15 protein-coding genes are annotated in these 18,665 nt (G+C 33.1%); 11 read left to right on the top strand and 4 right to left on the bottom strand.

Going from position 1 to position 18,665, the window contains the following annotated elements:
• Positions 1-63 precede the first annotated feature (63 nt).
• The gene (locus tag V4538_03945) at positions 64-975 is read right to left on the bottom strand and encodes a hypothetical protein (GenBank protein MES2380168.1); all 912 of its coding nucleotides are present in this window, start codon (positions 973-975) and stop codon (positions 64-66) included.
• Between the two features lie 139 nt (positions 976-1,114).
• Between V4538_03945 and V4538_03950 the strand changes: the two genes are divergently transcribed.
• Both V4538_03950 and V4538_03955 read left to right on the top strand, forming a co-directional pair.
• Entirely contained in the window at positions 1,115-2,596 is a 1,482-nt protein-coding gene (locus tag V4538_03950; GenBank protein ID MES2380169.1) for an oligosaccharide flippase family protein, read from the top strand.
• A complete protein-coding gene (locus V4538_03955; GenBank protein ID MES2380170.1) occupies positions 2,589-3,812 on the top strand; it encodes an O-antigen ligase family protein in 1,224 nt (407 codons plus the stop codon). The genes V4538_03950 and V4538_03955 overlap by 8 nt, the downstream gene beginning before the upstream one ends.
• On the opposite strand, the gene V4538_03960 is transcribed toward V4538_03955, so the two are convergent.
• The gene (locus V4538_03960; protein MES2380171.1) at positions 3,793-5,592 is read right to left on the bottom strand and encodes a glycosyltransferase family 39 protein; all 1,800 of its coding nucleotides are present in this window, start codon (positions 5,590-5,592) and stop codon (positions 3,793-3,795) included. The two genes, V4538_03955 and V4538_03960, sit on opposite strands and share 20 nt — an antisense overlap.
• 2 nt (positions 5,593-5,594) lie before the next feature.
• Entirely contained in the window at positions 5,595-6,536 is a 942-nt protein-coding gene (locus V4538_03965; GenBank protein ID MES2380172.1) for a glycosyltransferase, read from the bottom strand.
• 140 nt (positions 6,537-6,676) lie between these two features.
• Here V4538_03965 and V4538_03970 point away from each other — a divergent pair, with 140 nt between their 5' ends.
• The 9 genes from V4538_03970 to V4538_04010 are packed head-to-tail and all read left to right on the top strand — an operon-like array spanning position 6,677 to position 17,283.
• Positions 6,677-7,756, top strand: coding sequence for a glycosyltransferase family 4 protein (locus V4538_03970; GenBank protein ID MES2380173.1), 1,080 nt, complete (start codon positions 6,677-6,679; stop codon positions 7,754-7,756).
• Positions 7,749-8,519: a 2OG-Fe(II) oxygenase gene (locus tag V4538_03975; GenBank protein ID MES2380174.1), complete on the top strand. Its 771-nt coding sequence runs from the start codon at positions 7,749-7,751 to the stop codon at positions 8,517-8,519. Before V4538_03970 ends, V4538_03975 begins: the two co-directional genes overlap by 8 nt.
• A complete protein-coding gene (locus V4538_03980; protein MES2380175.1) occupies positions 8,519-9,607 on the top strand; it encodes a DUF1972 domain-containing protein in 1,089 nt (362 codons plus the stop codon). Before V4538_03975 ends, V4538_03980 begins: the two co-directional genes overlap by 1 nt.
• The gene (locus V4538_03985) at positions 9,604-10,869 is read left to right on the top strand and encodes an O-antigen ligase family protein (GenBank protein MES2380176.1); all 1,266 of its coding nucleotides are present in this window, start codon (positions 9,604-9,606) and stop codon (positions 10,867-10,869) included. The genes V4538_03980 and V4538_03985 overlap by 4 nt, the downstream gene beginning before the upstream one ends.
• 36 nt (positions 10,870-10,905) lie before the next feature.
• Positions 10,906-11,637 carry a sugar transferase gene (locus tag V4538_03990; GenBank protein ID MES2380177.1) on the top strand — a complete coding sequence of 244 codons (732 nt, stop codon included), beginning with the start codon at positions 10,906-10,908 and terminating at the stop codon, positions 11,635-11,637.
• Positions 11,621-13,165 carry a glycosyltransferase family 87 protein gene (locus tag V4538_03995; protein MES2380178.1) on the top strand — a complete coding sequence of 515 codons (1,545 nt, stop codon included), beginning with the start codon at positions 11,621-11,623 and terminating at the stop codon, positions 13,163-13,165. Before V4538_03990 ends, V4538_03995 begins: the two co-directional genes overlap by 17 nt.
• A complete protein-coding gene (locus tag V4538_04000) occupies positions 13,158-14,258 on the top strand; it encodes an acyltransferase (GenBank protein MES2380179.1) in 1,101 nt (366 codons plus the stop codon). The genes V4538_03995 and V4538_04000 overlap by 8 nt, the downstream gene beginning before the upstream one ends.
• A 59-nt stretch (positions 14,259-14,317) precedes the next feature.
• Positions 14,318-16,123: an FkbM family methyltransferase gene (locus V4538_04005; protein MES2380180.1), complete on the top strand. Its 1,806-nt coding sequence runs from the start codon at positions 14,318-14,320 to the stop codon at positions 16,121-16,123.
• Positions 16,120-17,283, top strand: coding sequence for a hypothetical protein (locus V4538_04010; protein MES2380181.1), 1,164 nt, complete (start codon positions 16,120-16,122; stop codon positions 17,281-17,283). The genes V4538_04005 and V4538_04010 overlap by 4 nt, the downstream gene beginning before the upstream one ends.
• Before the next feature lie 14 nt (positions 17,284-17,297).
• On the opposite strand, the gene V4538_04015 is transcribed toward V4538_04010, so the two are convergent.
• Complete coding sequence (locus V4538_04015) at positions 17,298-18,638, bottom strand: aryl-sulfate sulfotransferase (GenBank protein ID MES2380182.1); 1,341 nt, start codon at positions 18,636-18,638, stop codon at positions 17,298-17,300.
• Positions 18,639-18,665 lie beyond the last annotated feature (27 nt).

Below are 18,665 nucleotides of genomic sequence, written 5' to 3' on the forward strand. Positions count from 1 at the left end.
TCATTTAGAATTATAATATTGATATAAAAAAAGGCAATGAAATATTTTCATTGGCTTTTTTGTTTAAGGTTGGTCAATAGCATCATCGGGCATTTGTTTTTTCCTTCGGTTTATTACTTCATAGAGGTTGTAAAACAAACAAAAGAAAGAACCTAGTATGACTGAAGCAGGTAACAATATGGATAACCTAGGCCAATAACGTTTCTTGGTTTTAATACATTTTTTTACCAGCTCAAAACTGGCTATATAATTGGTTTGGTATTTTAGCGAAAGCAGTTCTTTATAAATTACAATTGCTTTTTCATATACATTCATTGGGTTGATAGGCTCACCATAAACAAAACCTCCTGCATTACGTGGAACTGCATTGGAGGTCAATGCTTTCTTTAAACTGTCTATATCGCCCATATCCTTATTCAGTTTGGTTTCCATTTCTAGAATGTTTTCCGCTCTTAATTTTCTGCTTTTAGCATAGTAGTCGCTTGTTTCTAGGTAGGCATGAATGGACTGTTGAATGGTGTCAAACAAATTTCTGTCCGAAGTGTAAATGTCTATCACAACTGAATTAACGCTATCGGTATATTTATATATCTTATCTGATTTTATCAATTCAAAATCTATTTTATAAATTTTCTCACAAACGTCAGGGCTCAAGTGAAGTATTTCTGCCGCCTCTTCATAATCATCATTTTTTACCAAAACCTTTATATCGTTTAAAATACTGGCAAAGTTTAAATCGCCTTGGTTTGCCGGTTTAAGTATAAAATTTGATTTGTAAACAGCAGGTGTTGCAAAGCGAATAATAAGGGATACGGCAAACAATAGCCCAATTACCAAAGCAAGTCGTTTGGGTTTTAGGAATACAAGTTTGAAAGGATATAAAAACCAGTTTAGTCCTTTTTTTAAAACAACGAGTAATTTGTATGCAAGGTATTCAATATCAAATTCATCATCATTTAGTTCTCGTTTACTCATATTGTGTTTTTGTTATAGGAGGAGCGAAAGTATTATAAAAAAATAATTTTCAGGAATGTTTATGTAATAATTTGAAAAACATGTTTACATAATTATATCAGGTAAATGAAGTATTTATTATTCCTTTATATTCGAGCGCTTGAAATCATTTTTGGTAAACATATTCAAATCGCAGTTTTTTAAAAACTCAGCATGGACAACTGCTGATGTGATTTTGTATCCTTTGTTTATGATTGTGGCAACACCTTTTTTTATCAATCATTTAGGGGCTGAACAATATGGCTTGTGGATGTTGATTAATGTGGTAGTACAGGTAATGAATGCCTTGAATTTTGGTTTGGGCGATAGTACTATTAAAGAAGTCTCAAAACACCATGCCACGCATGTTTATGAGCAATTAAACAAAAGCTTCAATCGTAATTTATCGTTGGCTATTGTATTGTTATTTTGTTGTTTGCTATTGGGTTTTTGCACGTCAAAAATTATAGCACACCAGGGTTGGTTTAATATAAATCAGGTTGATATGTCCAAGGCCATGCTAACCCTTGTTTTGTTTTCTTGTTCTGCCGGTTTAAAATTTATTGAGCAGGTTTTCTTATCGGTTTTTAAAGGCTTGCAACGCTTTGATATTGCTGCCAGGCTTTCTATGTTATCGCGTTTATCGGTATTAGGTTCAGCGGTAGTAGTGGTGTATGGCGGTTTCGATATTTTGATGATAGTAAAAGTAACATTGCTTCTTAATATTATTAACTTAATAGTACAGGCTACAGTAGTATTAAAGTATACTCCCATTAGTAGTTTAATACCCCGTTTTGCTATTACTGATTATCACGAAGTATTACAAAATAATGGCTGGTATTGGTTACAATCGGTTATTGCTTTATTTGGTTTTTTAAGCGACCGAATAATTATTGGTCAGTTGTCTGATCTAAAAACGGTTGGTTATTATTCCATAGCAGCTTTGGTGGGCAGCCAGATACATAATGTGTTGCTTACTTTCGGGTCGTTTATTTTTCCTAAGGTTTCGGCTAATAATGCTTTAAAGAAAGGTTCTTCGCAAATATATTTTGTATCGCGTTTTTTAATTGCTGGCTTAGGTTGGAGTGTTATTGTTTTTTTGCTACTGTTTGGTGATGTTATTTTTAAATGGTGGTTGGGCGAAGCAGTATTTATGGCATCGTATCATTACATTAAACTGTACCTTGCTTTTGTTGCGGTTATAATTCTTATAATAGTTCCGTACTACTTTATTAATGGCAGCAGGTTTGTAAAAATAAACTCGTTGTTTGAAATGGTTTTAAGAGTTACACATGTATTGGCCATGTATTTTTCTTATCGTTATTATGGTATGGATGGATTGCTTTGGTCTTTAATTATTGTAACCATTATAAACATACCGTTTCAGTATTTTTTGTTCAACAAATTAATTTTGAAGGAGTTTAATATCAGGGAATCACTTTACCCTTTATTGCCTGCACTGGCTATTGTGTTTCTGGTCTTGTCAACTAGTGTTTGGTTAAATATGGTGTTGTTAGCTGGCATTGTTATGCTGTTTAAATGGATTTACTATAACAAGGTAAAGTATATTATTAAAAATTTTATGCCTAAAGGAAATGCCTAAGATTAGAGTAAATAAATACCAGTTATGGGCTCACCTCTATTTTTTCTTTAATAGTGTTGGTCTTGCAGGTGGTTTGTTGTACACCAATTTGCTAACACCTTTTTTATACATATGGCTGGTACTTAAAAAAAGAGAACCTGTTTTGGTGCCTGTTTTATGTGTATTGATTCCTTTTGATATAATACATATTGTAAATGGTATAGAATGGAAATCATTTTTGCTATCCAATATGTTGTTTTTAAGTACTTATATTTTTGTAGCCTGCTTTAACTATTTTGTAAATCACTATAAGGATATAGAGGATATTTATAAAAGGTTGTTACTGGTTAATCTTGTTTTTGTTATAATAGCATGTGTACTTTATTTTACGCCTTTTAAAGATTTGTTATGGTACCGTAATAAGTTTACAAAATCAGTCGATGGTTTTTATCGCTTATCCTTATTAACTTTTGAAGCTTCATACTATGCTTTGTTGTTTACACCCATTGCTATGTTTTATTTACTGAAATTGTTTTTTGGATTGAATAAACAACCGGCTGGCTATATTTTATTGTTCACAGGTATTCCTTTGCTGTTGTCGTTGTCGCTTGGTGTATTGGGCTCTATGGCTATCAGCTTTTTAGTATTGTATATACTAAACTGGAAAAAGATTTTTTATAAAAAGCGGTATTTCAATGTGCTTTTCATTGGCTTAAGTTTATTGTTTTGTATCGGCCTTATTATGGTGCTTTTTTTTCCTGCCAACGCACTAATGGTACGTATCAATAATATTATCATGGGTGTAGATACTTCTACCAAAGGACGTACCAGCGATTCTTTTATGATGGCATGGATGATAGCCAATGAAAGAAGCATGTGGTTTGGTTCAGGCCTTGGACAGATTAAAGTGCTGGCATACGATATAGTAAAAAAATATTTTAGCTATTGGGGCGAGTTAGAAGTGGTACGCATACCAAATGCCGTAGCTGAAACCATGGCTATATTCGGCATATTTGGCTTGTTGTTTCGCTTTGCTCTTATCTTTATGCTATTTATTAAAACCAAAGTATTAAGCAACCATTACCGGACAGCTTTGTTTGTATTTGTATTTGTTTACCAGTTTACAGGCAGCTATATTACCAATATAGTTGAGTACGTTATTTGGGCTATAGTTTTTTCAAGTGCCTTTAAACAGTTTGATACGAATAAGGATAAAACTATTGAGCCTTTGAAATAAGAGCTTTGGTTATAAATAAATTCCTGTCTTCTTTAGTAACAGGGTCGGTAAAGTCGTTTGTTATTTCAAATAGTATGGTGACTGCATTTTCGGTATTATCAAAAGTAATATCAGTTTGTTGTGTTGTCTCACTGGCTATGTATTCACCAATTTTTTTGTTATTCAATAAAACATTAACCTTAGGATATTCATTAGCGGCTTTTGTTCCCCTCGATATAATTTTTAAATTATATTTTCCTTTAGTAAGCGCAGTTGTATTAGCATTTAGTTTGTCGCCCCATAAAGCCACCACCTTTTCATTGTTTACTGTAAAATAAAGCGACTCATGAAACGCTAAAGGCGTATAACCTGTTAGCACAGCGTTAACCGGTAAATACAATTGAAGCCATGCATTGTAAAAATCAATATTTTCAGTTAGAACATAATTGGCTGAAATCATTTTGAGTTTTTCTTCGGAAAGTTTAGGTGTGTTGTGTGCACCTGCTAACCAAAATCCGGAACCATTTTTTAACTGAGCAATAGAATCAATGATTGGGTCCGTATTTTCACTCATCAGGTTTTTGTATACATCAAATTTTTTGGCATAGTATTGAAAATGCCAGGCCGTTTGCGGATTTATAATTGGTAGGTTCCTGTTGCTGCTTTCTGCTATGTGTCCGGTCAATTCTCTAAACTGTGTTTTATTAACTGCGGTATAGAATTTTTTTACAAATACAATGTCAACCAATGAAATGAGTATGAATAATGTAAGTAAAGTGTTACGTACAAATTGATTTGGGATAAGGTTTATACCAAACGATAGCATAATGATAATAGCAGGTAATATAACAATGGTATAACGTGGAAACAACATAGGTACTACAAAAATGGAGCGTAGGTAGGGGATTAAATAGATAACAAATATCCAGATGGAACAAATTAAAAAGCTAAGTATTACAGGGGCGTTTTTAATGTTCTCCTTTTCAATAAACAGCTTTATAAAATAGGCAACTAAGAATAAAAGTAAAAAGGGCTTTAATAGATCGCTGTTGCCAAAGTATTCGTAAAAATAGTCGATAGCAAAACTGTTTGGAATAGGAGTAATCCAAAATGATTTTATGTTTGACATCGTTAATAAGTTGGGTATCCAGGCTGCATAACCAATACAAATACCTACGGTTGCAAGAGCATAGTGTTTAAAGAATTTTGTTTTATTATCTGCTATAGTTAACCAATAAACAAGCGCTATTGTTCCCTGGGCAACAAATACAAAAAGGCCGTAATAATGTGTGTACATTAACAATAAGGTAAACACGATGTACTTGATAATGGTTTTAGTTTCAGCTCGTTTTAGTAACTGAATAAAATAAAGCAATGAAAAGGTGGCAAATAAAAAGGCCAAAATGTATCCTCTTGCTTCTTGTGAGTATTGTATGTTGTAATAATTTACAGTGGTTAACAATGCGGCAATAATGCCCAGTTGGGTATTGTATAGTTCTTTGCCAACTAAAAACATAGCCCAAACACTCACTGTTCCGGCAGTTGCAGTTAATGCCCGTGCTGTCCATTCAGAGTGGCCGAAAATGCTGAACAGGAATTTTTCTAAAAAGAAAAACAAAGGTGGGTGCTGGTCACAACATTTTAAATAGTTGAATAGTTCGCTTAATCTTAAACGAGGGTCCGCTTCTATCATGGTGTGTAGTTCATCTAACCACAGGCTTTGAAAAGTAAGGTGATAAAAACGCAGTATAAAAGCTGCAAATAATATAATGGAAAGAATAATTTTTTCTGTTTTGTTCATAGTTATAGTGGTTTCTTTATAACAGTATAAATGCTTTGCAGGTCTTTACTACGGTTATGAATAAGATTTAACAATAATATACCCATAATAAAAAACCCTAAACAAAGTATGGCAAGATTGATTAGCCCGAGCGATAATGTACTAAACCAGCCAAGAATAGCTGTTTGCGAAATAAACTTTTGGTAAATTAAATTAGCAGAGGTAAGTACAAGTAGTATAAATACCAATGAAAATATGCGCAAAAACCAAAGCAGCAAATCGTCACCAAACTCTATAAACGATTTGAAAGCATGCAGCAATAAATTTTTATAACCCATTTTCGACTGGCCCATTATTCTTTTATTTCTATCATACAGCACGTTTGTTCTGTGCGCTTTTTGTTTAAGCAAGTAAGCAGGTAAATGTATAAATGAGGTTAGCTGTATGCGTTCAACTATATTGTATTTTATCATACAAAAGTTACCAAAGTCCATTTGCTTGCCTGTAATAATTTTGAATAGTTTCTTATAAAAAAAATAAAGAATGTTAAACCGTAAGCCTTCATTACGCTTGCCTCTTTTTACTTCCGTTATTTCGTAATCAAGCTTGTTTACCAATAATTCAATAGCGTTGGGGTCGTCTTCTCCATCAGAGTCCATTATAATGGTATGTGATTGACTCAGGTTTTTTAAATACAACAAGCCTTGAAATATAGCTTGCTGGTGTCCGGCATTGTATTTTAAAGTAATAACATGAAAGTTTATATTGGAAGTTACTGTTTCATATTGTTTTAGCTTGTCAATGGTATTATCGTACGAGCAATCATCAACAACCACTATATTGAAAAGAAAAGGCAGTGCGCCAAGCTTTAATGTTAATTGTTCAAGAAATGATAATATAGAGTCGCTCTCGTTAAAACAAGGTGTTACAATGCTTATAGTTGGTTTATCGGGGTTGTTTAACATTAGGCTTAGAGCGTCTTTTATAAAACGCAACAATTTGCAATTATAGGGGTATTATTCAAAAAGCAAATTGTCATATTATTTCAAATGTTTGCAATACTAAAAGTTCAATTTATATTGCATTTTGTAATATACGGACTAAAATGAAGGTGCTGTTTTTAGCAAGGCATGACTTATATATAAATATTGGTGGAGACACAATTCAAGTAGATGCTACAGCGAAATACCTGAGACTTTTGGGCGTAACAATTGATATAAAATTAAGCACTGATGTAATTGATTACGCAGCGTACCGGTTAATACATTTTTTTAATATAATAGATCCGGAAGATATACTGGGTCATGTTTTAAAAAGCAATAAACCGTATGTGGTTTCAACCATATACGTTGATTACAGCGAGTATGATAAAAACCACAGGCAAGGCTTAGTGGGCTTGTTGGCTAAATGGATACCCACGGCTAGTATTGAATATTTAAAAACGCTGGCTAAATATATATTGAAAGGGGAAAAGGTAAGCACGCCTTATTTCTTTGTAAAAGGGCATAAAAATTCTATTCAATACATTTTAAAGCATGCAAAGTGTTTGTTGCCTAATTCGTTAAGCGAGTATAAAAGACTGGCACGTGATTTTGGTAGTGAATACCCATTTGAGGTAATACCCAATGCCATTGATAAAAGCATTTTTGTTGCGGATAATAACACAGAAAGAGAAAACCTGGTTTTGTGTGTAGCACGTTTGGAAGGCAGAAAAAATCAGTTGAATTTAATTAAGGCATTATCCAATACCAATATTCAGTTGTTATTAATAGGCAAAGAATCAACCAACCAGAAAGGATACGTAAACCAATGCAGGTTGATTGCAGGTAATAATGTTACTTTTTTACCTTTTGTTTCTCAGTCCGAATTACTTAAATATTATAAAAAGGCAAAGGTGCATGTATTGCCAAGCTGGTTTGAAACCACGGGACTTTCCAGTTTAGAAGCGGCTGCTATGGGCTGCAATATTGTGGTGGCCGATAAAGGGGATGTGCGAGAATATTTTGGAGATTTAGCTTATTATTGTGAGCCTGATAAACCGGAGTCAATTGCTGCTGCAGTAAATGCTGCACTCAATAACCCGGTTAGTAAACAATTACAAGAAAAAGTTTGTACAGCATATACTTGGGAAAAAGCTGCTGAGCAAACATTGAAAGCCTATAAAAGAGTAATAGAAAATGATTGATTTTGAAAGAATAGAAAATGATAAAGCAGCATTACGCTTGGAGTATTTATTGGCCAAACCCTTTCCGCATTTATGTATTGATGAGTTTTGTGAAAAGGATAAAATAGAAGAACTATATAGTCAAATACCCGATATACAAACAAAAAGCCGGGATTATGTATTTGCGGCCAACAAATTTGAGAAATCTAAAATTAAAGATATATCACCTCTGTTCCAAGAATTACATGATGATTTAACTTCAGAGCAATTTGGTAGCTTTTTACGTTTTATAACCAATGAAGATGTTTTTGTAGATGAGGCCATGCATGGTGGAGGCATTCACCAGGGAAAACAAAATAGTTTTTTAGATATGCATGTTGATTTTAATTACCACCCATTGCATAAAAACTGGTTCAGGAATTTAAACCTGTTATTATATTTAAATAAGGATTGGAAACAAGAATACGGAGGCCATTTAAAGATAGAGGATTTACGTACAGGTGAAAAAAAAGCAATTGATGTACCTTTTAACCGAATGGTTATTCAACAAACACGTAAGTATACTTTACATGGTTACGACTTGACTCATTTTCCTTCAGGTGTTTACCGTACCTCTATTGCATCATACGCTTATACGGTTCACAAAGTACATATTGAAAAACCTCGTACTACTGATTGGCATCCAAAAGATGATGAACCATTCAAGAAATTTTTAGCACGCATTTATGACCCGGCTGTAAAAGTTAAAAACAAGTTATTTGGAAGTTCTACGGCTAAAAATTAATGAGGATTGCAATATTAGGTACGAGAGGCATACCCAATAATTACGGTGGGTTTGAGCAATTGGCAGAATATCTTTCTGTTGCATTGGTTAAACGTAACCATGAGGTTTTTGTATACAACTCGTCATTGCACCCCTATACAGACAAACAGTTTAAAGGCGTAAATATTATTACCTGTGATGACCCTGAAGGAAAAATGGGAACTTTTGGCCAATTTGTTTACGACCTTAATTGTATACTGGATGCAAGGAAAAGGAATTATGATGCCATTATTCAATTAGGTTATACCAGTAGTTCTATATGGTGGTTTGCATTACCTTCAAAACCACTTGTTATAACCAATATGGATGGCTTGGAGTGGAAGCGTGCCAAGTATATAAAACTCGTAAAACTATTTTTAAAATTAGCGGAATGGCTCGCTGTAAAAACAAGCAATTTGTTAGTGGCTGATTCCATAGGGATTCAAAACTATTTAACAAAAAAGTATAAAGTAAAATCTACCTATATACCTTATGGAGCTAATGCTTTTGTATCGACAGATTTTAATAGCCTTATTTCGTTTAACTTAAATCCTAAATCATATTTTATAGTTATAGCCAGGTTTGAACCGGAGAATAATATTGAAACCATTATTAAAGGTTATTTATTAAGCGAAGCAACAGAATCGTTGGTAATTATTGGCGCTACACATTCTAAGTATGCAACTTATTTAATGCATCAGTATAAGTCGCCACGTATTATATTTACGGGAGCTATATACAATATTAATGTATTAAACAACTTACGCTATTATGCCAAAATGTATTTTCATGGGCATACAGTTGGTGGTACCAATCCTTCGTTGTTAGAAGCCATGGCATCGCAGGTTTTTATCTGTGCCCATAACAACGAGTTTAATAAATCGGTATTGGAAGAGGATGCCATGTATTTTAACGATGAAAGAGAAATAGCGGCTATTATTCAGTCAGATAAAAGTGTGGAATACATTGATAAAGCCATCAATAATAATTTAAAGAAAATACAGGAGTTTTATACCTGGAACAATATTATAGATGCCTATGAGCAATTAATAATAAATGCCGGTAAATGAAAATTGGGCTAAGCAATATTAAAAACAAACTGGATGAGCTTTTTATAACAGCCATTTCTGTAAGTGTTTTTTTGCCCATTAAATTCAGTAGTATTATTATTATACTGGCATTGTCCCATACTTTTTATAAAGGCCATTTGCTTACCAGACTTAAACAGTTACGGGCAAACAAGTTTGCTGTTATTGTTTTAGGTTTTTTTGTTCTGCAAATAATTTCAGCTTTAACCAGCACTAATTTAACCGAAGGATTGGCCGTGTTGGAAAGAAGGTTAGCCTTTGTTTTGTTTCCTTTTCTATTAGTACAAAATTGGCCTGTAGAATCTGTTAAACGTATATGCTTAAGTTTTGTGGTAGTTTGTAATATAGCTTTGCTTTATTGTGTAAGCTTTGCACTTATTAGTTTTTACCATACCAAAAATAGCAGCGTTTTTTTTTACCACAATTTATCACAAGCTATTCAACTTAATGCTATTTACTTTTCCATTTATTGTGTTTTTAGCTTGTTTGTACTGCTGGTTTATTTTAACCATATACCAGGCAAATACAAATACGTAGTATATGCAGCTTGCACCTTTTTGGTAACAGGTGTTTTATTGTTGAGCTCTAAAAATTTACTCTTTGTTTTGTTGATGGGAACGGTTGCTATTATTATGCAACAATCCGTTAATCAATACAGAAAAAAAGGGGTACTGGCTTGTATACTGTTGGTGCTACTAGCGGGCTTTTTTATTAAGCCAGTAAGAAACAGGTTTATGTTGGAAGTGAATGCCAATATGCAAGTAGTAAATATGCAACAATTCCGCTACGATACACCTTTTACCGGTCTAACCCTACGTTTGGTCATATGGAAAAATTGTATTGAAATACTGAACGAGAAAAAAGCATGGATACAAGGCGTTGGTATTGGCGATTTTCAAGATTTAATCAATGAAAAGTATAGAGCCAAAGGTATTTATAGTGGTAATAAAGAATTAGGCGATACAGGTTATATTGGTTACGGGCCACATAATCAATGGGTGGAAATGCTTTTATCTACAGGAATAATTGGGCTTTTGACTTTTGTTTTAGCGATAATTATTTTAATTAAAAAAGCATTAAACGACAAAACTATTTTACCCCTGTTATTCCTTTTTATTTTTATATCCGTTTCGTTTACAGAGTGCATATTGAGCACAAACAAAGGCATTATATATTTTATGTTTTTTATGTTTTTGTTTAGCATGCAAAATTGTAAAATTTTAGAGAAGCCAACTGAAAATTGACTGAATTGATTATGTTTGACTCATAAATAATTTATTTTGACAGGAAACATTACTCATTCAACAAGTCAATTTATACAACCAGCCAATGAAGAGATATTAATAGAAACATTTGATGATGTTGATGTGCTTGTTCGACCTGTGTTGTTTGATGAGTATTGCCCGCTTGATGGGCAGTTTGCCAAAATTTTAAAACGAACTTTTGATTTAACATTTACACTTCTTGCTTTTGTTTTTGTGTTGTGGTGGTTAATTCCATTGTTTGCGCTTTTGGTTAAATTAAGCTCAAAGGGACCTGTGTTTTTTATACAAACAAGAACAGGTATGCATAACGAACCGTTCTTATGTATTAAGTTTCGTTCCATGTATGTAAATGAGCATGCCCATTTAAAACATGCTACTCGAAACGATACCCGCGTAACGCCTATAGGTTATTTTTTACGTAAATTTAGTTTAGATGAACTGCCCCAGTTTATCAATGTTTTTTTAGGCCAAATGTCTATTGTGGGTCCACGCCCATTAATGTTAAAACATACAGAACAATATGCTCAGCAAATGGATAGCTTTATGGTGCGCCATAGAGTTAAGCCGGGCATAACAGGCCTTTCCCAAATAAAAGGATACAGAGGAGAAATGCATGACAATAGGATGCTGAGAAATAGATTGAAATTTGATTTGTTTTATTTAGCGAAATGGAATTTGTTCTTAGATACAGTTATCATAATAAAGAGCTTAAAACTAATGTTGTTTGGTGATGATAACGCCTATTAAAGATAAAAAGCCCTTCATTTATTTAATACCTACACTGCTACTAGGTATTTTTTTTATTATAAAATATTACACGGCTCCTGTTGGCGATTTTGGAAATTACTATTATGCTTCCCATTTTTTAAAACAAGGTAATTGGGGTCTTTGGATATACGAGCCCTATCAATTTAATTTAGCTATATACGATTTAGGGCAACGCAACTTCTTTTTAAATTATACACCCGTTCCGCCTTTAAGTGCTGTATTGTATTTACCATTTACTTTTTTCTCCATTACAAAAGCTAAATTGATATGGAACAGCGTAATGTTATTGCTTTTTGTATGGAGTTTATTGCGTTTATATAATTATTCCAAAGTCGATGTTAAGCTATTGCTCTTAATTCCATTATTTGTTTTTGTTCCCTTACAAAACAATATAATGGAAGGGCAGTCCTATTTTCTTTTGTTTTTTTTATTGTTAGAAGGATTTATTCAGTACGCAAAAAAAAATGTTGGTTTAATGGCCCTATGCTGGGGATTGAGCATTCATTTAAAGATCAGTCCTGCATTCCTTTTGTTTTTTCTGTTCTTCCAAAAAGATATCAAATCATTAAGTCTGGTTATATTCAATATTGTTTTGCTTACGCTTATATCATTACCATTAATTGGTTTCGATGTTTGGCAAAACTATATTTTTAAAATACTACCTCGTTTATACAATGGCGAAATAAACAATACCTACGCTTACAATTACCAAAGTTTTCAGGTAATGCTTAAAACCATTTTTGTGCCTGATTTATTGCACAATGGCAATGCTCAGTTTGATAACAGTTTATTGTATAGCCAGTTGTTAGCCTGTTTTAAAATAGCCGTTTACGGATTAGGTATTGTGTTCTCCAGGTCAGCCAATAGCACCGTGCAAAAATTCAGTATCTGGTTAATTATTTCATTGCTCGTAAGTGGTTATGGCAATAGCTTTAGCTTAATATTGTTGCTTATTCCATTGTTTAGCTTTTCAGGCAAATGGAACTTAATAGATTATAGGTTTATAATAATAATGGGCTTAGGGGCTTTGATTGTCAATATACCCATTGCATGGTTTTATCATTTAAATGTATTTTTAAAGTTTCCTCGTTTTTTTGCTTTGCTGGTGTTTTTTGCTTGTTTATTATACTACAGTAAAATAAAAATAAGGCTCTGGTTTTTAAGTGTGCTGGTGCTTCCATTTTTGTTGATACACAAAGTTAACGCCAATATCCAAAACTATTTATTTGCCAAAGAAGAAGCCATTTTGGTATACGATTTTAAAGTAAAAGCAGGCAGAGTTACATTTAACTATTTCAATATAAACGGGCCGCAGCAAAGAGAAGTAAAGCTTGCTAATAAAGATGTCATATTAAAAGAAGAATGCAGGCAGGAACCAATTTATAACAAAGACGAAAAAGTTTTAAAAAGCTGTTCCATTAATGATAGTCTGGTGTTTTATTTGTCAGATAAAAACAGGGGCGTTGGTTTTTATACCATACGTATAGCAAACGCGGGCAATGAATAAACTAGTACAATTATTTACCATTGAAACCAATATAGCAAACAGGAATGTTGGTTTAGATATAATGCGAAGTGCAGGTGTGCTGATGGTGTTTTTTGTACATAGTTTATATTTATTTACTCCACATATTCCGCAGTTATATAAATTGTCATATGTTTTAAAAAATGGGGTTGAAGTGTTCTTTGGTTTGAGTGGATTTTTAATAGGTAATATTTTAATAAAACTATTTGTTGTCAATAAAGATTACTCATATCAGGGTATATTCAATTTTTATAAGCGCAGGTGGTACAGAACAATGCCATTATATTTTTTAGGTATACTTCTCAATTTACTGGTTGGCTATTTTATAACAGGAAATTATAAAGATTTTAACTGGCACTTTTTGGTTTTTATTCAGAATATTTCAGAGGCTAGTTTTTGGTTTTTCCCGGCTTCTTACTCTTTAAGTATTGAAGAGTGGTTTTACTTTTTGTTTCCGATTGGTTTTTTAATAGGAACTCTCGTATTGAAAAATAGCCCGCGCTTAAATATATTATTGGTGTGTATTGTTTTCATATTAATGTTTACTGCTATCAGATGGAGTAAATTTGATAACCAAATACCTCATTGGGATGCAAATATCCGAAAATCCATTATTACCAGACTCGACTGCAGTATATATGGTATACTGATGTCTTTGTTTTTATATAGCTATAAAGATGCGTTTAAGCAATGGAAAGCAATATTATTATTCATAGGCTTATTTATACAGGGTTTAACCATATACATGCATATAACCATGCCTGGTAGTTTAGGTAACTTTGTGTTTTATTTTAATCTGATACCCATTTCATTTGTACTCATGATTCCATGGTTGTATCACCTTCAAATCAATAACCAATTTACAAAGCGTATGTTTACTTGGCTGGGTCTTATTTCATTTTCAGTTTATATTATTCATTTAAGTCCTTTACTGGAATTGCTGAATTTGATAAAATTCACCAATGGCATCCAGGCTTTTTTTTACTTTATGGCCTATGCAGTGTGTGTATTTACATTTTCTACCTTGCTGTATAAGTATTTTGAAAAACCTTTAACCAATTTAAGAGATAAATAAAATTGGTATTATTTAAATACATAAAACGGTTACAGCCCATTATAAGCAATGCAGTATTTATGTTATTGCCGAGTTTTGCCAATTTATTATTGTCAGTTATTGTTATTAATAAAAGTAGTAGCAATTTGTGGGGCGAAATTGTTTCTGTTCAAATTTATTTTTATATGATTACTGCTATAACCATGTGGGGCAATAAAGAAAGTTTATTGCTTCAGTTTAGCAGACAGTCGCAAATAGTAACAGCCATCTGGCAACAATCATTCATCAGCAGGAGTTTATATTTACTTATTCCCTTGCTGCTTTTAACAGGCTTTTTGTACCCAAACTTTATTGGTGTTAATATTTGCATCTGGATTATAAGCCGCTTTTTTACCCAGTCAATGGAGAGTGTTTTTACCTTTAACAAAAAATACAACGCCACACTCGTTGCTGAAATTATTGCTTTGTTTCCACTCGTTGTTTTATTTATAGATAGAGTTGATTTGAATGTACCCAATATCATGTCTGTACTTTCCATTTCATATATGTTAAGGTTTTTAGTACAACTGGTTAACTTCAATTATCTGTTTAAAAATATAACACTCGCAAAACCTGACTGGCAACTGTTAAAGCAAACCACTCCATTTATGCTGTTGGCATTATGTGGTTTTTTACAAACCAAATCCGACTTGTATTGTATCAGCTTTTTTAGTCATAAAGCAATGGTTGGCGATTATCAGGTACTAACCAGTTATACCAATTTGTTTTTATTAGTACCCGGTTTTTTAATGATTCCCTATACCAAAAATATTTACAGAATGGGCACGCATAGCTTACAAAAGTTCAAAAGCAAAGTGTTGAAAATTGGGTTGTTGCTTGGGTCTTTACATATAGTAGTCACCTATATTATTATTGAATTTATTTATGGGTTGTCATTCTCCATATTTAGCTATGCTATGGTATTTGTTTATATTGTTTTACCATTTTTCTATATAATCAATATTTACAAACTGTATAAGCAGAATGCTCAACGTTATGTTATGCAAATCAGTTACCTCTGTATAGGTATCAATTTATTAGTATGTGTTTTATTAATTCCTGTATGGGGTATCAATGGCGCACTAATAGCCAATTTAGTCTCCCAATTAGTGCTATTTATATTTTATCACTTCAATATTAAGTTGGGTATAAAGACATGTTTTAATGATAGGCGGGTAATACGTTTTTATAATACTTTAATTCCCACAGGTGCACTTTGTTTTGATGGCGGGGCAAATATTGGGAAAAGAACCAAAGTGTTATTAGAAGCGGGTTATAAAGTAATAGCCATAGAGCCACAACCGGAATGCATCAACACATTACAAAAGCTACAAACCCAATACAAGGGGTTAACAGTAATGCAAAACGTATTGTCGACACAAAACGAAACATTTACTATGTTTGTAAGCAATGTGAACGAAGTATCAACCCTTTCCAAAGAATTTATAGAAGTGTACAGTTACCAAAAATATATTAATTGGAATCAAACCTTAATCGTTAAAGCCATTACGCTTGATTCATTGATTGCTGATAAAGGAATGCCTTTCTTTTGCAAGCTTGATTTAGAAAACCATGAGCTAGCAGCATTAAAAGGATTAACCCAATGCATACCTTTAATTTCGTTTGAGTTTAATAAACCTTTGATGCATAATTCTATACTTTGTATTGATTATTTATCAGCCTTAGGTAATTATGAATTCAACGTATCGTACAAAGAGAATTTTATATTGGCAAGTAAAAATTGGCTTAACAAAAGCGATATGATTGTTTGGTGCAATGCAATGCCTGCCGATATATTGACAGGCGAAATTTTTGCAAGATTAGTAGTAGAAAACAGCACTAAATGAACAGAAAATTAATAGCCTATTTATTTATTTGCTTTGCCATGGTCATTGTTTTTAATGCCTGCGTTAAAGACAAAGAAATAATATGGAACAGCAATCCCGATTTGCAAATTCAGTTGCGTTGGAACAAAGCCTATGATTTGGAAACAAAAGAAAAAGTAGAAGTAGGTTTACAGTGGAGCTTATCGTTTTTAGGAGCTACATTGCCCACCAATACATACAGCAACGCACTTGTTTGGCAAGCCGATAATAAGGTACAACTCAATATAACAGAATTAGGTTTTAGCTTACCTGCACAAAAGGCATTGGCACAATTGATCAAGGCTATTAAACAATCAGAGGAATATAGCCTATACCAATCCGTTGACATAGGCCGCTGGATAATGCTTACTGTAAATTCATCAAACCATTATTATAAAATTACAGGGGCACTTAATAACTACACACAGTTTAAAGAGCAGTTCTTGTTCAGCGATTCATTGGGGGCAATTGTAGAATCAGCCGTATCAAAAGGCGAACGCAAAATTTATTTAAGTAATACCAACCAAGCCAATCAAATGGCATTTATAGCTGACGAAGGACAAGGTTCTATACCCAACCATACCTTTACTGAGGATAAACACGAAGTGTTAAATATTATGGATAACGGCCAATTGCGATTTGCCATTTACGATAATGCAGGCCAATTGATACCGACCTCCGACTCTATGTATACCTTTGCCGGTAAACCTGCCAAATGTTTGTGGTGTCATGAAATAGTTATACAAGAACCTTTTAGTGCTGTTACCGATGTAGATGGTTATAGAACGATTGAAAATTTCAAATCATTCATCTCATCAAAAATGAATTTGTTGCAAAGCTACCGCAACACACTTCAATCGGTAGTTAATTTTAACCATCGGCAAGACCATACTTTTGCCGAGTTACTGTATATAAGCTTTATGGAAACATCAGCTGAAAGATTAGCACAGGAGTGGAATATGAGCGTGGCACAGGTGAGGCAGCGTTTAGTGGGTATACCTACACACAGGCATATAGAGTTTGATTTTTTAGGCGATTTATACAATAGAAAAGATATAGACGAATTGGGCCCGTATGGATACATAAAAGTGCCTGATTCAGCCAGAGAAAAATCAACGTATGAACCCGATTTGATTAAATAAGCTTCATTATCTATTTAATGGTCAAACTGAGTAATGTTAATTATTTCAGAGCGGGTAAAAGCATTGTTATCATTTGAGGTGTACACACAGTATTGTCCATTCTTTGTTATTTTAATACGTGCCTTTTTTTTACCATTGCTCCATTCATAGTGTCTGAATTTTTTCTTCGTTTGTAAAAAGTATTCATTTTTTATTTTTACCAGTTCAACAGGAGCATGATTAATTTCAGCAGGAATAGTTGGGTAGAAAAAAGCCCTGTAAGTACCTACCGTATCCGTAAAACCCAGCTCAAATACACTTTCGTTTTTTTCATTCACTACCTCAAAAGTTATATTGGGTGTTCCCTTTTCAATTTTACCATAATTAATCAGCGTGTAGTTGTTTGGCAAGCGTTGCGTATTACCGGTTGCTTCACTTATTAATTTGTTCTTGCGGCTATAATTCCAGACCAATTTTGCGGTTTTGTTTTGATCATCAACATAGTATTCTAGAGCCCTCACATTGTTTCTTTGTTCATTAAGAGTATAGCTGTTGTCAAACAAGGTAAACTGTTTGTTTTTGGTAAAGCGAGCATCATGTTGTCCATAAAAAGGTATGGTATCGTTCATCACTTTTATTTCATTTCTTTTTCCGCCCATCCGCCAAATAATGCTACTATCAGCTCGTTTAACTTTTACTACTTCATTAAAATATCGGATGGAAACAATTATATCACCCTCCTTATTCATATCTACAGAATTAAAATGTGTTAAATCAACATTTAAAGTATCATTTAAATAAAAGGGGTCAGCATCTTCAGGTTTATAAATACCCTTAGTAGTCCATTGAAATACAACCTTTTTATTTTGATCAATTTCCTGAATAACCCCATATTTAACTTTAGCATTTCTACTACCAAGTATTTGTTTTTGTAAAAACAATGGTTTTGCACTATAATCTTCTATTTGAGTTTCAGTACCCATTATCAAGTAATGTCCATTAGGTAAAATAATAAAGTCATGTGTATCTGTTTCAATATTGCCAATACAACTAACAGAATCAATCAACGTAAAATTCTTATCCATCAAAAAGTATTTACGGTCATGGTAGTAAGACATCAAACCATTTGACTGTATTTTAAAATCACTAATTTTGTCAATGTACTGGTATCGTATTATTTGGCCTTGCCCGTTAAGTATAAGCAACATGCCGTTAATTATTGGAGCCTCTTTCCTCATTTTAAAAGGAGCCATAAAATAATACCCTTTTGCAGGCGTGTTTTGTTTGTAGTTTACAATGGTATGTAATGGTTGAGCAATGATAGTATTTGCAAATAGTACTAAGCATAGCGTTAACATTTTTAGTTGGTCAATCATTGTTTATTTATAGTATTTAAATAAAAT

It is taken from the genome of Bacteroidota bacterium, assembly GCA_040388375.1.
Taxonomy (GTDB): domain Bacteria; phylum Bacteroidota; class Bacteroidia; order UKL13-3; family UKL13-3; genus JAAFJM01.

Coding starts and splice junctions, on each gene's coding strand:
- V4538_03945 (MES2380168.1), bottom strand. CDS start 975: ATGAGTAAACGAGAACTAAATGATGATGAATTTGATATTGAATACCTT.
- V4538_03955 (MES2380170.1), top strand. CDS start 2,589: ATGCCTAAGATTAGAGTAAATAAATACCAGTTATGGGCTCACCTCTAT.
- V4538_03960 (MES2380171.1), bottom strand. CDS start 5,592: ATGAACAAAACAGAAAAAATTATTCTTTCCATTATATTATTTGCAGCT.
- V4538_03965 (MES2380172.1), bottom strand. CDS start 6,536: ATGTTAAACAACCCCGATAAACCAACTATAAGCATTGTAACACCTTGT.
- V4538_03970 (MES2380173.1), top strand. CDS start 6,677: ATGAAGGTGCTGTTTTTAGCAAGGCATGACTTATATATAAATATTGGT.
- V4538_03975 (MES2380174.1), top strand. CDS start 7,749: ATGATTGATTTTGAAAGAATAGAAAATGATAAAGCAGCATTACGCTTG.
- V4538_03980 (MES2380175.1), top strand. CDS start 8,519: ATGAGGATTGCAATATTAGGTACGAGAGGCATACCCAATAATTACGGT.
- V4538_03985 (MES2380176.1), top strand. CDS start 9,604: ATGAAAATTGGGCTAAGCAATATTAAAAACAAACTGGATGAGCTTTTT.
- V4538_03995 (MES2380178.1), top strand. CDS start 11,621: ATGATAACGCCTATTAAAGATAAAAAGCCCTTCATTTATTTAATACCT.
- V4538_04000 (MES2380179.1), top strand. CDS start 13,158: ATGAATAAACTAGTACAATTATTTACCATTGAAACCAATATAGCAAAC.
- V4538_04005 (MES2380180.1), top strand. CDS start 14,318: ATGTTATTGCCGAGTTTTGCCAATTTATTATTGTCAGTTATTGTTATT.
- V4538_04010 (MES2380181.1), top strand. CDS start 16,120: ATGAACAGAAAATTAATAGCCTATTTATTTATTTGCTTTGCCATGGTC.
- V4538_04015 (MES2380182.1), bottom strand. CDS start 18,638: ATGATTGACCAACTAAAAATGTTAACGCTATGCTTAGTACTATTTGCA.